Consider the following 18,221-nt stretch of genomic DNA (forward strand, 5'->3'; position numbering starts at 1 on the left):
TTTTTTAAGATAATCAAAGCCCTTATTATGTTAAAAGTAAGGGCTTTTGTGTTTTAATATACCATACAGTATCTGTTTTTTATATATTAGCTATACCCAGAACCAACCCGACCACTATGACCAAAAAAGCAGAACGGACAACCGCTTATATTATTGAGACCGTAGCTCCCATCTTCAACAAGTATGGATATATTGGTACCAGCATGAGTGATCTTACCGAAGCTACAGGGCTCACCAAAGGTGCCATCTATGGAAATTTTGAGAATAAAGAAGCCCTTGCCCTATCTGCCTTTGAGTATAATCGAAACCACCTTCTTGCTGTGATCGATGAAAAATTAGAGGTTGATGGTGGTGCTTTGGACAAGGTTTTTTCACTCTTGCGATTCTACCGACAATATGATGTGTTCACTCTTCCTTTTGGCGGATGCCCCATACTCAATGTTGGCGTGGATGCGCAAAACAATAATAAGTTATTGGCAGCAGCGGTAAAGGAGACCATAATGGAAATTGAGGGCAAAATTGCCCTTGTTCTTGAAAATGGCGTTAATCAGAATGAAATTCATTTACCCGTTCCCCCACTCCAATTTGCCAAACAATTGTTTACCATGCTCCAAGGTTCCATTGCCATGAGCACCATGACCCGCGACCGAAAATACCTTATCAATACCATTGCCTATTTAGAGCATTTGGTGCAAAGGGAAATAAAAAAATAGTTTACTCAAATTTAATCTCCCCTCACCCTAAAAATCCAGGTTTTGTCTGGGTATTTTCCAAAGAACTTGCTATCTCGGGCCTTTCGAGCCTCCTGCATGGTATTATAGCGCTGCAAATACACGTAATTAAACTTATTAAGGCTTCTATAAAATGATTTTGGTTCCAATCCTTTTTTCTTTAAGGTGAGCATGAAACTTTCAAAGTAATGTTTCGTTCCAAACACATTCGCAATCAAATAAAAGCCAGGTTCCAACCCTTCTGCTTTGGCTATCTCTTCATATTTTTCGTTGGGTTTAACCTCTATCTTTTCCCTTTGTAGCTCGGCTATACTATCTCTCTTCCTTTGTTCGTCCAATAATTCTTTGGCTATTAACCTTACCTTTGCAATAGAATCTTGCACCTTTGCTTGCTCTGCAAGCAATTGTTGTTGTCTTTCGGTTTCCAATCGTTTTTCTTCAGCTAACTTCAATTGCTGCTCTTTTTCCCTTTTTTCTGCCTCTTTGGCTTCCGCAAGTTTTTGCTCTTCAATTGCATCACGTTTTTCTTGCTCCTTGTCAACTTCCGCCACTTTCTTTCGCTTATTCGATTTTCCAAAGTGATATGATGCAATTAATTCCAGAGTAGGGTCTTCATTGTCCAAAACACTGTCTGTTCCAAATTCCAGTAACCCACCAATAGAAAATTTTCTAGCAAAAGTTACACCTGCACCACCAGATATGCCATAGAAATTATTATAACCACCCTGCAACCAAAATTTAGAGGTGGAAAGCAGTCCATTGATACCAAATTGGGTATCTGCGTTGGGAATTGCCCTAACATAAATCATTGGACGTACAAAACTGTTGTCTAGCCCTGGGAACAATGCCAATGGGAAATCATTGCTCAATGTTCCAGTAAAAATACTTTCATCTTCAGAACTTTCACTTCCACTATCGGATAAATTGAGATAAATCGCATTTTCAACGGCGAGCCCTACACTAAATCGATTAATCTGTAACCTTACCGCGGGAGAAAATTGCATGATAAACTCGCTGGAGTTTTCCAATTGAGGTAAATCAATATCAGGGTTTAGGTCAAACCTATCATCTGCTAATTCCTTGCTAAATGCCGCAACGTTAGTCCCTACTACCAATTTCATGGTATCATCCAAAGAAAATGCATAAACATAGTTTAGATTCGCTCCGGTATTTAAGAAAACACCAGTATTATGTTGTAATAACCCAATCCCCAAAACAGATTTTTGATTGAATTGATGTGTATAATTGGCAAACAAGCTGGTTGGGTCACCATCAATGGTCTGCCATTGCCAACGAGACCAAACGGAAAAGGAATTTGGAGTATTCCAATCTAAGGAATAAGTAGAATTTAATAAATTGGCATTGAACTGAGTGAGGTTATGCTGTCTAAAATCAGGAGGTAATGTAATTTCCTGCGCCCATGAAAATGAGGCCACCATCAAAAAAACAAAAAAGACATGCGGTTTGGTCATACCAGAAAATGAAAATTAAACGTTACATTTAAGTATTGATACGTAAAAAAAGGGGACTTTAGATCAATTATTATGCGAATCACCAAACTTTTGATTGCGATTACAATTTTTATTGTTGGAAGCACCAGCTGCAATAATTCAAATAAAGATATGGAAATTACAAAAGATCCTGTGATTTCCACTTTCTATTTTATTAGACATTCTGAAAAAGATCGCACCAACCCTGAAAATAGAGATCCCGAATTAAATCAGGATGGATTGGGAAGGGCAATGCACTGGGCAGAAATTTTTGATCCTATTGGGCTAGATGCCATATATTCTACCAATTACGAGCGGACATCCATGACCGCTGCCCCAACTTCTGTCAAAAAAAATATTGATATAAAATACTATGACCCCAGCTCCATAGATATTGAAGCATTTAAAGCTGAAAATGAAGGAAAAAACGTGCTTGTTGTAGGCCATAGCAACACTACACCTTCTTTTGTAAACAAAATGTTGGATATAGAAAAGTACGAACAAATGGACGATAGTGACAATGGCAGTCTGTTTATTATCCGAATCATAGATGGCGAAGCAACCGATATTCGTTTGAATATAGACTAATTACCTAATAACTTCAATCGCCGATAGTTCTATCTTGGATAATAACTCCAACTCGTCTTTTCCAAAAAGTTGCCCTATTTTAAGAATCTCAGTTCCTTTCTTTTTAGGCTTGTAATTGTTATAATCCACAAAACGAATTCCATTTACATAGCGTTCGTTATAAGCTTCTCGGAAACGTTGTCCTCCACCATCCACGTGAAAACTATACGCCAAATAATCGGGTTTAAAAGTTTCCTTGTTGAACCAATACACATAAGTGTCATCAAAATCATCACCGCCACCGGCTTGGTCAAAAGTGACCTTAACTTTATAATATTTAGTTCCGTTAATGATTTCCTCTCCCAACAATTCCTTGTTCACCGCCTTATCATTTAATCCGTAGGGTAACCTGGCAAAATAATGTACGGAGTTCACCGAATTTGCATAGCGGTTGGAAATGGAATCGGGTAAACTCAACAAAGAATCGCTCATAAAACGTTGAAACGTTGAATTGGTCTTAATATCCGTAATGGTCACAGAGTCCAAAACCGAGATTCGTTTCAAAATCTTCTTCCCTTCGGATATTTGGGAAACATACTTCTTGTCACGAAATTCAAAAGATGTATCATGGTCAGTATATTTAATTCCCCCACTGACTTCAATGGATTTATCCACAATTTCTTGCGCAGTTGGTTGAGGTTTGGTGTTTTCTTTACATGAAACAACCAAAAGTGCCATTATGGCGAAAAAGATTCCTTTCATTGGTCCAGTTTTCTTTACAATCGTAAAATACTCTGTAACATTACAATTTTCTTTGCAAAGAGTTTCTATTTTTGCCAGCAATGCAGAAAAACATTAACATAAAGAACAAACGCGCTCGGTTTGATTACGAGATTTTGGATACCTATACGGCCGGAATAGTGTTAGGGGGTACCGAAATTAAATCCATTCGGTTGGGCAAGGCATCTATTTCCCAAAGTTTCTGCGAATTTAATGAAAAGGGAGAACTTTTTGTGATCAATATGCAGATTGATGAATACAGTCACGGAGGGTATTACAATCATAAACCCAAAGCGGAACGTAAACTGCTCTTGAACAAAAGGGAGCTGAAAAAATTGCGAAAAGAGGTGACCACATCGGGGCTTACCATAATCCCCCTTAATCTTTTCATCAATGAACGAGGATTGGCCAAAGTAAAAATAGGGCTTGCAAAGGGTAAAAAACTGTACGACAAACGGGAAACTATCAAAGATCGTGACAACAAACGCAATCTTTCCCGAATTAAAAAGAATTTCAATTCCTAGTTTTTATCTTCTAATAAGGGCACAAATCGAAAAGCGCCCAATTCCTGCTTTTCAAATTCCTTTTCTGATTTTCTTATAAACAAGGTCATTACCTGCTCATCTACCCCCACAGGAATCACCAACCTCCCTCCTACTTTCAATTGTGATAGTAAGGGTTTAGGCACCATGGGTGCTCCCGCCGTAACAATAATTCCATCAAAAGGAGCTTCAGCAGGCAAACCTTTGTATCCATCCCCAAAAATTACCTTTTTAGGTCGATATCCCATTTTATTGAAAAACAGCTTGGTCGCTTTAAAGAGTTCCTGCTGCCGTTCAATAGTATATACTTTAGCTCTCAGATGCAATAAAACTGCTGTTTGATAACCACTTCCCGTGCCTATCTCCAAGATTTTGTCGTTTGGCCTTATCTTGAGTAATTCCGTTTGAAACGCAACCGTATAGGGTTGTGAAATGGTCTGCTCTGCACCTATGGGAAAGGCTTTGTCTTGGTACGCATGATCTTCAAAACCACTGTCCAGGAACAAATGTCTGGGTACTGTTTTGATGGCATCCAAAACGGCTTTATCCTGTATTCCTTTGGCAGACAGCACTTCCACCAACTTATTGCGCATACCCCTATGCTTCAATGTATCCTTCATGTCTTTGGTCTGGTACACGAATTTAAAAAGTTCCGAAGGATTTTATGGATAGATGCGACCTATTTTTATGGAAGAATGACACCATATCCGTATTTTTGACAAAAACAGGAAGTATGCTAAAAGTAGGTGTCCTTGGTGCAGGACATTTGGGTAAAATTCACCTTAGGCTCTTAAATGAATCCAGTAAATATGAACTCATAGGTTTTTACGACCCCGATGAGATCAACGCAAAAAAAGTAGCGGATGAATTTGGCTATTCCTACTTTGAAAATATCAACGCACTTATGGATGCCGTTGATGTGGTTGACATTGTTACCCCTACCCTTTCCCATTTTGATTGCGCAAAAAAAGCCATTGAAAAAGGAAAGCACATCTTCATAGAAAAACCCATTACCAACACTGCCGAAGAAGCTGAAGAACTGCTTCAAATGGCCAAAAAGCATGACATAAAAGGTCAGGTAGGTCATGTGGAACGATTCAATCCTGCTTTTTTAGCCGTAAAGGACAAGATTGAGACTCCAATGTTTATAGAAACACATCGCTTGGCAGAATTCAATCCCAGAGGTACCGATGTCCCTGTCGTTTTGGATTTAATGATTCATGATATTGATGCAATTTTAAGTGTGGTAAACTCCGAAGTAAAGAATATCAATGCCAGTGGCGTTTCCGTAATAAGCAAGTCGCCGGATATTGCCAATGCCCGAATTGAGTTTGAAAATGGATGTGTGGCCAATCTCACCTCAAGCAGGATTTCTTTGAAGAATATGCGAAAATCCAGATTCTTTCAACGGGATGCTTACATCTCTGTGGACTTTTTAGAAAAAAAGGTGGAAGTGGTCAAAATGACGGACGCCCCAGAAAAACCCGGTGATTTTGACATGATCTTGCAAAATGCCGAAGGGGAGAAAAAACAGATTTATTTTGAAAACCCGGAAATTGAGACCAATAATGCCATTCTGGACGAGCTGGAAACCTTTGCGGATGCTATTAACAATAACACCGAGCCCGTTGTAACCCTAGATCAGGGAACCCAGGCCCTTCGTGTGGCGTTGCAAATTATTGAATCGTTTAAAAAATAAAGGTCACACTGAGCCTGTCGAAGTGTGATTACATCTATATCAATTATTAAGTATTCTCGATGTTCCTTCGACAAGCTCAGGATGACAGCTCGAATTGACCATAAAACTCAAACTAAATGAAAACTATAGCAGTAATAGGAGCCGGAACCATGGGCAACGGAATTGCCCACGTTTTTGCACAAAATGGATTTCAGGTAAACCTTATCGACATCGCACAAGCCTCTTTGGACAAAGGATTGGCAACCATAGCCAAGAACTTGGACAGGATGGTGTCCAAAGGTGTTATTAAAGAGGAAGGAAAAAGCAACACCTTAGGCAATATCACAACATTCACTGATCTAAAAAAGGGTGTTCAAAAAACAGATTTGGTTGTAGAAGCGGCTACTGAAAACTTAAATATCAAGCTTCAAATTTTCAAGGATTTGGATGAAATCTGTGATGCAAATACTATTTTGGCCACCAACACCTCTTCCATATCCATAACCCAAATTGCAGCGGCTACACAGCGCCCCAGTAAGGTCATTGGAATGCATTTTATGAACCCCGTTCCCATTATGAAACTTGTGGAGATCATCAGGGGTTACAGCACTTCTGATGAGGTCACTAAAACCATTATGGAACTGTCCAAGCAGTTGGGCAAGACACCCACGGAAGTAAACGATTATCCTGGTTTTGTGGCCAATAGAATTTTAATGCCGATGATCAATGAAGCCATTGAAACCTTGTACAATCAGGTCGCAGGAGTTCAGGAAATTGACACTGTAATGAAATTGGGCATGGCCCATCCCATGGGGCCCTTACAATTAGCAGATTTTATAGGGCTTGATGTATGCTTGTCCATTTTGAAGGTCATGTACGACGGTTTCAAAAATCCAAAATACGCTCCCTGTCCCCTATTGGTAAACATGGTAATGGCAGGAAAACTCGGGGTAAAATCCGGAGAAGGATTTTATGATTACGCCGAATCCCGAAAGGCTGAAAAAGTTTCAGCTCAATTCAGTTAAACCACCATGGCCCATATAAAACCATTCAAGGCCATTCGCCCAGCACCTGATAAAGCAGCTTTTGTCGCTTCCCGTTCGTACGAGGAATACTCAAAAGATGAGTTGAAGTCTGTATTGAAATACAACCCCTTCTCTTTTCTTCATATTATCAATCCTGGTTTCAAGTTCCATAAAAACGTATCTGGTAAAGAACGCTTTAAGTTGGTACATAATCGCTATTTGGAATTCTTGGAGGAAGATATCTTCAAAAAAGATGAACAGGATAGCTTTTATTTGTACGAAATCTCAAAAGGCAACTTGACCACTTTGGGCTTTTTCTGTGCCTGTAGTGTATTGGACTATCAAAATGATGTCATCAAAAAACATGAAGACACTATTCGCCGAAGGGAAAAACTCTTTGCAGATTACTTGGACACGGTAGGCTTTAATGCCGAACCTGCGCTTATGACGTACTCGGACAATGGTGGCATTGAGCCAATTTTGCGGCAAGAATCTGCCAAGCGACCGGATTACGATTTTACCACTCCAGATAAAGTCAATCATAAGCTTTGGAAAGTGAGGGATTCCAAAATTATTGAAAGGCTTCAGCGCGCATTTGGAAAAATAGATGCACTTTATATCGCGGATGGTCACCACAGAAGTGCCTCATCCAATCTTTTGGCTGAAAAAAAGAAATCCGAAAATACTTTGCACACTGGAGATGAAGCCTACAATTTTTTCATGGCCTATTTGATTCCAGAATCGGACATCAAGATTTATGAGTTCAACCGAATGGTCAAGGATTTAAATGGCTATTCCACGGAAGAATTCCTGATTCAGCTGGACACCTATTTCAGAATAGAAAAAAAGGAGGACGGATTATATAAACCTTCCAAAAAACATCACTTCAGCATGTATCTGGATGGGGATTTTTATTCGTTGTACCTCCGAAAAAAGGTCTATACATTTGATGATGCACTCAGTGAACTGGACACCCAAATCCTTTACAAAACCATACTGGAGCCTATTTTAGGGATTTCAGACTTAAGAAATGACAAACGTATTGCCTATGGATATGGTAAGCACAATGTCATTAAAATGAAGGATAGTGTGGACAAAGGGGAATTTGCGGTTGGATTCAGTTTGGTGCCCATCAATATAAACGAAATAAAGGCTATAGCCGATGCCGGGTTGGTAATGCCACCAAAAAGCACCTATATTGAGCCCAAACTTAGAAGTGGGTTGACGATTTATGAATTTTAGCGCATGTCGATAAAAGAGAATTTAAGAAAAGTAAAAGGTTCCATTCCTAAAGAGGTAACATTGGTTGCTGTTTCCAAAACCAAGCCCAACGATGCCATTTTGGAAGCTTACCATGCCGGTCAGCGGGTTTTTGGTGAAAACAAAATCCAGGAGATGACCCAAAAGTGGGAAGCACTCCCCAAAGACATCGAATGGCACATGATCGGACACGTACAGCGCAACAAAGTAAAGTATATGGCCGAATATGTTTCACTCATCCACGGAGTGGACAGCTTTCGATTGTTGACAGAAATTGACAAACAGGCCAAAAAGCACAATCGGGTAATTCCGTGCTTGTTGCAGATACATATTGCAGAGGAAGAGACTAAATTTGGGCTAAATCAAGCTGAATTGGAAGAAATCATCAATTCCGATGTGTTTAAAAATCTTGAAAAAATCAAAATAGTTGGGCTTATGGGCATGGCAACCTTTACCCATGATTTGGATCAAGTTCGCAAGGAGTTCCGTTTTTTGAAATCCATCTACGATGATTTAAGACAAAAACTTCCTGAAATTTCTGTACTATCCATGGGTATGAGCGGGGATTATAACATTGCCATTGAAGAAGGCAGCACCATGGTGCGCATTGGAAGTAGTATCTTTGGAGCACGAAACTATTCGTAACACTATTTTAAATTTTCATGTACGCCATACTCGATATTGAAAGCACAGGAGGAAAATACAATGAGGAAGGCATTATGGAAATTGCCATACACAAGTTTGACGGGCATCAGGTAGTGGATAAGTTCATGAGTTTGATAAACCCAGAAAGGGAAATCCAACCGTTTGTGGCCAAACTCACCGGAATCAACAATAAAATGCTGCGTACCGCGCCAAAATTCCACGAAGTGGCCAAACGCATTGTGGAGATTACGGATGGTGCAACTATTGTAGCCCACAACGCCCAGTTTGATTATCGAATCCTTAGAACTGAATTTAGACGTTTGGGGTACGACTTTCAGCGCAAAACACTCTGCACGGTAGATTTAGCAAAAAAACTATTGCCAGACGCAGAATCCCACAGTTTGGGAAAATTGGTTCGTTCTTTAGGTATTCCCATGAGTGATCGTCACCGTGCAAACGGCGACGCCATTGCTACATTAAAGCTTTTTAAACTACTGTTGGATAAGGATTCCAAAAAGATAATCATCAAAGAAGTGATTCGGGAAGAGTCTCTTGGTGAATTATCACCTACCCAATTGGACATTGTTGCTGCTCTTCCTTCAGAAACTGGGGTGTATTATATGCATGATAAGGATGGCGAGATTATTTTCTTGGGTAAGACAAGGGATGCCAAAAGAAGGGTCAACCAGCATTTCACCAATGTGGGTCAATTGGCAAGGAAACTGCAAAAAGAGACTAAAAAAGTCTCCTTTGAACGCACAGGAAGTGAATTGGTCGCTATCTTAAAAGAATATGTTGAACTAAGAAAGACAAGGCCTAAGCATAACAACATAACCAAAAAGAATCTCTTCTCCCACGTAATCAATTTTTCCAAGAACGGAAATCCCCATATGGAATTGGAAATTGTAAAAAGTAGGTTCCAAAAAGCACATAATATTGGTTTTAATGGGATTCCTTCGGCCAAAAGTTTTTTAAAGAAAATTAGTGAGGAATATGAGCTTTGCCCAACTTCGCTGGGTCTTGACATCATTTGTGAGCATTTAAACAATGGTTGTGCCCAAGGTTGTACCGCTTTGGAGGATGCATCGGAATACAATCAAAAAATTACAACTGTTCTTGATAAATACAGCATAAAAAACAAGAACATCGCTTTGCTGGACAAGGGTCGTGAGCTTGGGGAACACAGTTTCATCTTGATCAAGAATGGCGCCCTGAGTGGTTTTGGATATGTGGAGCTCAATCATCAAATAAATAATATTCATATATTAGAATCCATTATTACCCCGATGAACAGTGATGCAAACACCACGTTTATTGTTGAATCTTACTTGAGGAAAAATAACAAACTCAAGATTTTGGAATTAACATCTGCCGTTTGAAAAAACAGGAAGTACATTCTGGTTGGAAACATAGGCTACATGAAGTTATTTATGAGGCAGATACTCCCTTGGGAAAACTCTTTGATATTATTCTTGTTGCGCTCATTGTCCTTAGTGTAATCTTGGTAATGCTGGAAAGTATTGAGGATGTAGATCAGCACTACCATCGAGTTTTACTGACCTTGGAATGGGTGGTCACCATTTTCTTTACTTTGGAATATATTGCTAGGCTCATAAGTATAAAAAAGCCATGGAAATATGTCTTCAGTTTTTATGGTATAATTGATTTCGTTTCCACCATCCCACTTTATCTATCCTATATTCTAGCTGGTTCACAAGTGTTGTTGGCCGTTAGGGCGTTTAGACTATTGCGGATATTCAGGATATTAAAATTGGTCAAGTTTATGGGTGAGGCTTCGCAATTAAAGGCGGCATTAAAGGCCAGTAGGGCCAAAATTGCTGTTTTTATCTATGTTGTACTCATCCTTTCCGTGATCATGGGAACCATCATGTACCTAATTGAAGGGGACGAGGCTGGTTTTACAAGTATTCCCAGAAGTATTTACTGGACCATTGTTACATTGACCACTGTGGGCTATGGAGATATTGCACCACAGACCAATTTAGGGCAGTTTTTGGCCACGGTAATCATGATTTTGGGTTATGGTATCATTGCGGTGCCTACGGGCATTGTCACAGTTGAATTCTCAAGACATAAAAATGGTGACAAGCGCAAGAGTGTTGTGCACACCAATACCCAAGCCTGTCCAAGTTGTTCATCCGAAGGGCACAGGGACGATGCTTCCAATTGTTATAATTGCGGCGAATTATTATGAGTTCGAAAACTTTGATTGCCGTTGTTGGACCTACTGCCATTGGAAAGACCAGATTGGGAATAACATTAGCCACACATTTGCAAACAGAAATTGTTTCGGCAGATTCGCGTCAGTTTTTCAAGGAAATGAACATTGGAACAGCGGTTCCGTCAATGGAAGAATTGAACGCCGTCCCTCATCATTTTATTCAGCATAAAAGTATTTTAGACCCTTATTCCGTAGGGGATTTTGAAAAAGACGCAATCGGGTTGCTATACACTCTATTTCAAAAAAAAGATGTTGTTGTAATGGTAGGCGGCAGTGGTCTTTATGTTGATGCGGTAATTAAAGGATTGGATGATTTTCCTGAAGTTGACCCAAAAACAAGAGATTCCTTAAATCGGGGTTTCAAAGAAAAAGGATTGCAATATCTTCAAAAAGAATTACGAACTCGAGATCCTGAGTATTTTAATATTGTAGATATTGAAAACCCACACCGGTTGATAAGGGCATTGGAAATCTGTATTACCGCAAACCAACCCTATTCCTCGTTCTTAAATCAGAAAAAGAAGGAAAGGATATTCAATCCACTTTATGTGGGGATTGAGGCCGACCGAGAAATCATTTATGATCGTATCAATCAGCGAGTGGATCTAATGATGGAGGCTGGTTTGTTGGAAGAAGCAAGGAAACTCTACCCCCATAGAAATCTAAATGCATTGCAAACTGTTGGCTATCGCGAGCTTTTTGAGTACTTTGATGGTAATTTCACCTTGGAATTTGCTATTTCAGAAATCAAAAAAAACACCAGACGATTTGCAAAAAGACAGCTGACCTGGTTGAGAAAGAACAAGAACATTCTCTGGGTAAAGTATGATGAAAAACCAAATGAAATTTTGAATAAGGTCTCGCAACACTTGAATATTGGTTTAAATGGATGATTTCAACAAGGTTTTAGTGGTTATGGGAGTCTCCGGTACGGGAAAATCCACCATTGGAAAAATGCTATCGAGTGTTTTGGGTATCCCGTTTTATGATGGTGATGATTTTCACCCAGAAGCCAATGTCAAAAAAATGAGTGCAGGACAACCTTTGAATGATGATGATAGGCAAGGATGGCTTGAGAGGCTTAACGCATTGGCCATAGAACACCAATCACAAGGAGTAATTATAGCCTGTTCCGCACTGAAACAGCGTTACCGTAGATTGCTTCAAAGCAACATGGGGGAACAAATGCAATTTATTTATTTGGAAGGTTCATCTAAGCTAATAAAATCACGCTTGGAAAATAGAAAGGCGCATTTTATGCCTTTGGAGTTATTAAAATCGCAATTTGATACCTTGGAGCCTCCAACAAACGCAATTGAAGTCTCCATTGCTTTGTCTCCTGAAGAAATAGTAAAACGGATTACAGCGCAACTTTCTTAGCAAGCAAAATATTTGGTACAAAAAAACCACCTGAAAAGGTGGTTTCAATATTTTAAACAAGATATTATTCTTATTGATTTTCTGCTTTTATGACCAATCTAAATCCTTCTCCATGAATATTAAGGATTTCCACAACATCGTCACGCTTCAAATACTTTCTAAGTTTGGCTATGTAGACATCCATACTTCTGGAGGTGAAGTAATTATCGTCCCTCCATATTTTGGTCAAGGCCAATTCTCGTGGCATTAGATCATTTTCATGTAGTGCAAGAAGCCTTAACAATTCATTTTCTTTTGGAGACAATTTTATAGGCTCTTCTTCCATATACTTAAGGAAACGCAGCTTGGAGTTCAAATGAAAATTACCAATTTGAAACTCGAATTGCTTACTGTCGGCCAATGTGCTAGATGCTTTTCTTTGAAGTATTGCTTTAAGTTTCATCAACAACACTTCCGAATCAAAAGGTTTATTTAGATAATCATCAGCCCCGGCCTTGTATCCTTTAAGTACATCTTCCTTCATGGTCTTAGCGGTAAGGAAAATAATCGGAACGTTTTCGTTCTTTTCACGAATCTCCCTCGCAAGGGTAAATCCATCTTTGTATGGCATCATCACATCCAAGATGCAGACATCATAATTGTCTTTCTTGAATTTTTCGAAGCCCTCCATTCCGTTTTTTGCCAGAACAACATCAAAATCGTTCATGGACAAATAGTCCTTAAGGACAATCCCAAAATTGGGATCATCTTCCACTAATAATATTTTCTTCTTTTCTGTCTCCATAGTTTTTAAATTAAAGGAAGTTTTATAAAGAAAGTACTGCCTTTTCCTTTTTCACTTTCTGCATAAACCTCACCCTGATGATCTTCTATTATTCGTTTTACATAGGCCAATCCTAATCCATGACCTTTTACATTATGAATATCACCGGTATGTTCCCGGTAAAACTTTTCAAATACTTTTTTAAGGACCACTTTGCTCATTCCGGCCCCTTGGTCCTGCACTTTGATGATGATGCTATTTTTTACCAACTCAGTAAAAACATCAATCTTTGGGGATTCCGAAGAATACTTCACTGCATTGTCCAGAATGTTGACTATTACATTGGTAAAGTGCATATCGTTGGCCAAAACCTCAGACCTTTCAGCATCCAAATGTGCATTTACATACCCTCCGCGATCCTTTACAATTAGCTCTATATGTGTTATGGCATCCTCAATAATTTCATGTACATCCACCCTATCCTTGCTTATATCCAATTGGTTTTTTTCCAACTTGGATATGCGCAATACATTTTCTACCTGAGCGTGCATTCTTTTGTTTTCATCCTTGATCATGCCCAAATATCTTAGCACCTTCTCTTTATCTTCTATTGACTTCGGGTTTCTTATGGCCTCAACCGCTAGATTTATAGTTGCTATAGGTGTCTTAAACTCGTGGGTCATATTATTGATAAAATCAGATTTTATTTCTGATATCTGTTTTTGTTTTATCAACTGATAGATGGCGCTTGAATAAGCGATCATAATGACCAGTGTAAAAATCAAGGACAACAACGCCATTCCCATGATCGATCTAAAAAGGAACTTCTTCATTGTAGGAAATGTGAGCAACAACGAAAAATTGGTATGCCCTTCACTATCCTTAAAAATTGGCGCTTCATACATTTTGGACTTTGCGAACTTGAATTTTTTTGATCTAACCTTGGTTGGATAGCCTTGGCTATACACCCCGTACTCGTAATCAATTTCAATATTCCTGTTTCGCAATTCCTGACTAAGCAACAATTCCAACTCCTGTTTGGACACTCTTTTATGAATTGGTTTGTTCTTGGCATTCTCCATAAAAACATCTTCCAATGCCAATTTTTCCATACTGGAAAGCCCACCTATCTTCTCCACCCTTTGTATGGGAGTCAAGGTATTCATTCTGCCATCGAGTCCAAATTCTTCCTTAAAAACCGCTTTGGTACGTTTACTGGTATAGTTTTTAATGGTAGTAGTGTCCTCCCCGTTAAAGTTATCAAAGAACGTTGATGACACATCGTAATCCTCTTCCAAAATTCCGTGGGAATAAAATAGAATTTCATCAGAATTTACATCCCTGTCAACAAATAAAAAATTCTTGAACTGGGTAGTTTTGGGCTGCCCAACACTATCCACAAATGAAGCTAAACGGTCTGAATAATCCTTCATCTCCCTTTTCTCCACTCTGCTTGCCACTTTATCCAGTATGTCCGTGACCGTTCTTGAGAATTGCTCCTCTTTATCGTCTACCGATGTCCTTATCCAATAAACCTGAACAAAAATTATTCCAGTAAGGGATAAACTCATTAGAATGACGAGAAGAACGAATAGCTTCTTGTTCATTGGGGTAAAATTAGAAATTTAACATTTAGGCCTTTCACCGTTTAACCTAACCTTAACAAAAATGTTAAAATTGTAGGTCAATTCGCCAATTTGATAAGTTTTTGATGCAGTTCTGCCACCTTTTTTTTAGTGATTTTGAGGTCCAGGTTCTCAATATGAAAGTCAGCTAAAGGCAGTTTTTCATCATCGCCCATTTGATTTTCAATACGGTCCACCACTTCATTCCTGGAACTATGATCTCTTTCCATTACCCTTTGCAAACGTAGTTCCAGAGGCGCAGTTATCAACAGGATATAATCATATTGGCCTTGGGAACCGTTCTCAAAAATCAAAGCCGTCTCTTGAATCACATAAGGGGAGGTTTGATTTTCCGACCAATTCAAAAAGTGACTTTTTACAGCTGGGTGCACAATTGCGTTTAGTTGCCCCAAAAGGTCAGGGTTCTTAAAAACCTTTTTTGCAATGTATGCCCGGTTTAATTTTCCCCTTCTATAAGCACTTTTACCAATTAGCTTGGTAATGGAGCTTTTAAGTTCCGGTGAGTCGACCATCATTTTTTTGGCTTCCATATCCGAATCATAGACTTGAACGCCCAAATCCCTAAACATTTGTGCAATGGTACTTTTACCACTTCCAATCCCTCCTGTTAGTCCTACAATCATCATTTTTGTTCCAAAACAAAGTTAACTTTGTTCTCCAATAGTCTAACCCCATAAACATTCTCAGGTTGTTTAGCCAGTGTTAAGTATAAGACATTATCATCAGAGCTGTTCAACTGTTTATAATCTGCAACTACCTCAAAATCATTAGCAGCTATTGTTTTCAATTGCTCTATAGTCGCCTTGCAAAGTACCGAGACTGAATTCGGAAATGTTTTTGCCGTATATCCCTCCGGATAATTTATAGTTTGAATGGGCACCATATAAACTTTTTCGGAAAATTTGGCCACCTTTCCTTTAACGTTGACCCTGTTTACAGAAAAAATGCTGTTTGCCATATTTTTAGGGAACACCAGCAACACATCTTTGGAGAAGTCTGATGAAACATTGTTCAGTTCTATCCTAGATGTATATATATGCTTAAGAGTGTCGATTTCATTTCTTGGCCCTTTTACCAAAACCTTCTCTGGTGTTATTTCTGGTTGGCCATCCAAAATATAATTTTGTTGAAATTGAATGTTCAATCTTGGCTTGATGAAAATCTCCTTGGAAGCCACTTGATACAAATCCAGGAACAATTGTCTTCTATCCAAATCAATTAATGAAATGTTTTGGGATAGTTGCCTCTCCATTTGTTTTTTTAGAGCATCCTCTGTCAGTTGGTATCTCCCATCCTTATATATTGCCTGGGAGAGGTCAACATCCACTTCCTTGGTGTTCAGTTTGTAGTACAAAAATTGGAAACCACTTGTCCTGAGTTTTGCTTCGATGCTTTTAGCTGCATTGTTTCCCAACAATAAAGTATCTGGTAAGTTTCTGTAATTCAGATAAAAATCTGCCCTAGATTCGTATGATTCAGACAAATTGCTCAAAAACCAGGCTAGAAACGAGCAGGTCAAAAAAAGTAAAAAGACTTTTACTTTTCTTTTGTTTAGACCGGACATTAATTTTTTGAACACTGCTATATTCTTTTAAAGAATAACTTAGGAAACAGTTTTTCTGGCTCCCTACCACTAAAATTAAGTAAGATTGTGGATTTAAGAAAACCTATTCCATATCCAGTAAACTGTATTAATGCCGCAAAAATTGCAAGAAAGGCCACTTTTATGTTCTTATTCTGAATAAGTGCATCAACAAACAGGAGCAAAAAGTATCCAGCAAATAGCATCAGTGGAATAAATGATATTCCAAGTGCAATAATGATAGAAGCACAAAATGCCATCATGAAGAGTGTTGGGAACCAATATGTAAGCTTTGCGGTGCCTGCATGCCACTTATTAAGGATGGGGCGGACCATTCCAAATTTATTGACCTGGATATAAAACTTGTTCCAATCTATTCGTCTTTTATGGTATACATATGCTTTGGGGAACAATCGAGATTCAAATCCGCCCTTCCAAATACGAAAAGTGAGGTCTGGGTCTTCTCCGGGATGGATTCGGCCAAACCCACCGACTTTTTTGAATGCTTCTCTGGAAATTCCCATATTAAAGCTACGAGGCTGGAATTTACCGACCGATTTGCTTCCACCTCTTATTCCACCCGTCGTAAAAAAAGAGGTCATCACATAATTTATGGCTTTTTGCACAGTGGTGAAAGATTGGTCAGCAGCATCTGGTCCACCAAAGCAATGAATAAATTCATTTTCCAACTCCATGTTGACCTCTGTTAGATATTGTTCGGGTAGAATACAATCGGAATCCAGAATGATAAAATAATTCCCTTTGGCCTTTTGCATTCCAAAATTTCTAGAATCGCCAGGGCCCGTATTCTCCTTGTAGTAATATGAGATATGAAGTTTGTCATGAAACTTCTTGACAACTTCTTCAGAGCTCTCAGTCGAGCCATCCTCAACAATGACCACCTCATAATCGCCTTTAAAATCTTGTTTCAAAAGGCTTTCCAACAATTCCCGAATTTCCTCAGGTCTGTTGTATACAGGTACTATTATGGAGATGTTTATTTCCATCCAGAAACACAAAAGCCATCCTAAAAAGGATGGCTCTTATTATTATTTTAAAGTGTTACTCGGTAAATACATCAATTACTTCTTGACTTACTCCAGTATTGGAAAATCCTCCATCATGGAAAAGGTTCTGCATGGTAACTTTTTTGGTCAAATCTGAGAACAAGCTTATGGTGTAATCAGCACAGTCTGCAGCTGATGCGTTGCCCAAAGGGGACATTTTTTCTGCATAACTAATAAAACCACCAAATCCTTTAACTCCCTGTCCAGCCGTGGTTGGGGTTGGAGATTGCGAAATGGTGTTCACCCTAACTTTCTTTTCCTTTCCAAAGAAATAACCAAAACTTCTGGCCACAGATTCCAAATAGGCTTTATTATCTGCCATATCATTATAATCTGGGAAGGTACGTTGCGCCGCCATGTAGGTCAATGCCACTATACTGCCCCATTCGTTCATGGCATCTGCCTTGTACAAACTCTGCATTACTTTGTGGAAAGAAAGTGCGGAGACATCCCATCCTTTAGCCGTAAAATCATATTTCTCATCTGTGTAGGCACGTCCTTTTCTAACATTAATGGACATCCCAATGGAATGCAACACAAAATCCAACTTTCCACCTAAAATCTCCATGGATTTCTCGACCAGATTTTGCAAATCTTCTTCGCTAGTGGCATCCGCTGGAATAATTTCGGAATTGGTTTTGGCCGCCAGTTCTTTAATCTGACCCATACGCATAGCGATTGGTGCATTGGTCAACACAAAAGTACCACCTTCTTCATGAACGCGTTCAGCGGTTTTCCAAGCAATGGAGTTTTCATCCAATGCTCCAAAAATGATTCCTTTTTTACCTTTTAAAAGATTATAAGCCATATTATTTATCGTTGG

20 protein-coding genes are annotated in these 18,221 nt (G+C 39.0%); 11 read left to right on the top strand and 9 right to left on the bottom strand.

Going from position 1 to position 18,221, the window contains the following annotated elements; translation table 11 throughout:
• The first annotated feature begins 116 nt into the window (after positions 1–116).
• Entirely contained in the window at positions 117–713 is a 597-nt protein-coding gene (locus tag ACOQO1_RS06330) for a TetR/AcrR family transcriptional regulator (protein WP_420602022.1), read from the top strand.
• An 11-nt stretch (positions 714–724) separates the two neighbouring features.
• Here the strand turns inward: ACOQO1_RS06330 and ACOQO1_RS06335 are convergent, their stop codons facing one another.
• Positions 725–2,203: a PorP/SprF family type IX secretion system membrane protein gene (locus tag ACOQO1_RS06335; RefSeq protein ID WP_420602023.1), complete on the bottom strand. Its 1,479-nt coding sequence runs from the start codon at positions 2,201–2,203 to the stop codon at positions 725–727.
• Positions 2,204–2,353: 150 nt separating this feature from the next.
• On the opposite strand from ACOQO1_RS06335, the gene ACOQO1_RS06340 reads away from it, so the two are divergent.
• The gene (locus tag ACOQO1_RS06340) at positions 2,354–2,809 is read left to right on the top strand and encodes a histidine phosphatase family protein (RefSeq protein WP_420602024.1); all 456 of its coding nucleotides are present in this window, start codon (positions 2,354–2,356) and stop codon (positions 2,807–2,809) included.
• Here the strand turns inward: ACOQO1_RS06340 and ACOQO1_RS06345 are convergent, their stop codons facing one another.
• Positions 2,810–3,550, bottom strand: a complete 741-nt coding sequence (locus ACOQO1_RS06345; protein WP_420602025.1) for a DUF6503 family protein — start codon at positions 3,548–3,550, stop codon at positions 2,810–2,812. It lies immediately after the preceding gene.
• A gap of 80 nt (positions 3,551–3,630) precedes the next feature.
• On the opposite strand from ACOQO1_RS06345, the gene smpB reads away from it, so the two are divergent.
• A complete protein-coding gene (smpB, locus tag ACOQO1_RS06350) occupies positions 3,631–4,092 on the top strand; it encodes an SsrA-binding protein SmpB (protein WP_420602026.1) in 462 nt (153 codons plus the stop codon).
• Here smpB and ACOQO1_RS06355 read toward each other — a convergent pair.
• Positions 4,089–4,730 carry a protein-L-isoaspartate(D-aspartate) O-methyltransferase gene (locus ACOQO1_RS06355; protein ID WP_420602027.1) on the bottom strand — a complete coding sequence of 214 codons (642 nt, stop codon included), beginning with the start codon at positions 4,728–4,730 and terminating at the stop codon, positions 4,089–4,091. The genes smpB and ACOQO1_RS06355 overlap by 4 nt on opposite strands.
• Positions 4,731–4,843: 113 nt before the next feature.
• On the opposite strand from ACOQO1_RS06355, the gene ACOQO1_RS06360 reads away from it, so the two are divergent.
• The 8 genes from ACOQO1_RS06360 to ACOQO1_RS06395 all read left to right on the top strand — a co-directional run bounded on the left by ACOQO1_RS06360 (position 4,844) and on the right by ACOQO1_RS06395 (position 12,340).
• Complete coding sequence (locus ACOQO1_RS06360; RefSeq protein ID WP_420602028.1) at positions 4,844–5,809, top strand: Gfo/Idh/MocA family protein; 966 nt, start codon at positions 4,844–4,846, stop codon at positions 5,807–5,809.
• Between the two features lie 116 nt (positions 5,810–5,925).
• The gene (locus tag ACOQO1_RS06365) at positions 5,926–6,813 is read left to right on the top strand and encodes a 3-hydroxyacyl-CoA dehydrogenase family protein (RefSeq protein ID WP_420602029.1); all 888 of its coding nucleotides are present in this window, start codon (positions 5,926–5,928) and stop codon (positions 6,811–6,813) included.
• 6 nt (positions 6,814–6,819) lie between these two features.
• Positions 6,820–8,055: a DUF1015 domain-containing protein gene (locus ACOQO1_RS06370; RefSeq protein WP_420602030.1), complete on the top strand. Its 1,236-nt coding sequence runs from the start codon at positions 6,820–6,822 to the stop codon at positions 8,053–8,055.
• Between the two features lie 3 nt (positions 8,056–8,058).
• Entirely contained in the window at positions 8,059–8,718 is a 660-nt protein-coding gene (locus ACOQO1_RS06375) for a YggS family pyridoxal phosphate-dependent enzyme (RefSeq protein WP_420602031.1), read from the top strand.
• Between the two features lie 17 nt (positions 8,719–8,735).
• Positions 8,736–10,097: an exonuclease domain-containing protein gene (locus ACOQO1_RS06380; RefSeq protein ID WP_420602032.1), complete on the top strand. Its 1,362-nt coding sequence runs from the start codon at positions 8,736–8,738 to the stop codon at positions 10,095–10,097.
• Positions 10,094–10,933 carry an ion transporter gene (locus ACOQO1_RS06385; RefSeq protein WP_420602033.1) on the top strand — a complete coding sequence of 280 codons (840 nt, stop codon included), beginning with the start codon at positions 10,094–10,096 and terminating at the stop codon, positions 10,931–10,933. Before ACOQO1_RS06380 ends, ACOQO1_RS06385 begins: the two co-directional genes overlap by 4 nt.
• Positions 10,930–11,853 (top strand): tRNA (adenosine(37)-N6)-dimethylallyltransferase MiaA, encoded by a 924-nt coding sequence (miaA, locus tag ACOQO1_RS06390; protein ID WP_420602034.1) that lies wholly within the window; start codon positions 10,930–10,932, stop codon positions 11,851–11,853. The genes ACOQO1_RS06385 and miaA overlap by 4 nt, the downstream gene beginning before the upstream one ends.
• The gene (locus ACOQO1_RS06395) at positions 11,846–12,340 is read left to right on the top strand and encodes a gluconokinase (RefSeq protein ID WP_420602035.1); all 495 of its coding nucleotides are present in this window, start codon (positions 11,846–11,848) and stop codon (positions 12,338–12,340) included. The genes miaA and ACOQO1_RS06395 overlap by 8 nt, the downstream gene beginning before the upstream one ends.
• Before the next feature lie 70 nt (positions 12,341–12,410).
• Here ACOQO1_RS06395 and ACOQO1_RS06400 read toward each other — a convergent pair whose 3' ends face one another.
• The 6 genes from ACOQO1_RS06400 to ACOQO1_RS06425 all read right to left on the bottom strand — a co-directional run bounded on the left by ACOQO1_RS06400 (position 12,411) and on the right by ACOQO1_RS06425 (position 18,206).
• Positions 12,411–13,124 carry a response regulator transcription factor gene (locus tag ACOQO1_RS06400; RefSeq protein ID WP_420602036.1) on the bottom strand — a complete coding sequence of 238 codons (714 nt, stop codon included), beginning with the start codon at positions 13,122–13,124 and terminating at the stop codon, positions 12,411–12,413.
• Positions 13,125–13,129: 5 nt separating this feature from the next.
• Positions 13,130–14,710, bottom strand: a complete 1,581-nt coding sequence (locus tag ACOQO1_RS06405; RefSeq protein ID WP_420602037.1) for a sensor histidine kinase — start codon at positions 14,708–14,710, stop codon at positions 13,130–13,132.
• Between the two features lie 77 nt (positions 14,711–14,787).
• Complete coding sequence (gene coaE / locus ACOQO1_RS06410; protein ID WP_420602038.1) at positions 14,788–15,375, bottom strand: dephospho-CoA kinase; 588 nt, start codon at positions 15,373–15,375, stop codon at positions 14,788–14,790.
• Positions 15,372–16,313 carry a CdaR family protein gene (locus ACOQO1_RS06415; RefSeq protein ID WP_420602039.1) on the bottom strand — a complete coding sequence of 314 codons (942 nt, stop codon included), beginning with the start codon at positions 16,311–16,313 and terminating at the stop codon, positions 15,372–15,374. Before ACOQO1_RS06415 ends, coaE begins: the two co-directional genes overlap by 4 nt.
• 17 nt (positions 16,314–16,330) lie before the next feature.
• Complete coding sequence (locus ACOQO1_RS06420) at positions 16,331–17,338, bottom strand: glycosyltransferase (protein WP_420602040.1); 1,008 nt, start codon at positions 17,336–17,338, stop codon at positions 16,331–16,333.
• A 55-nt stretch (positions 17,339–17,393) separates the two neighbouring features.
• Positions 17,394–18,206 (bottom strand): enoyl-ACP reductase FabI, encoded by an 813-nt coding sequence (locus ACOQO1_RS06425; RefSeq protein ID WP_420602041.1) that lies wholly within the window; start codon positions 18,204–18,206, stop codon positions 17,394–17,396.
• Positions 18,207–18,221 lie beyond the last annotated feature (15 nt).

The sequence above is a fragment of the Flagellimonas sp. genome (assembly GCF_965222555.1).
Classification (GTDB): domain Bacteria; phylum Bacteroidota; class Bacteroidia; order Flavobacteriales; family Flavobacteriaceae; genus Flagellimonas.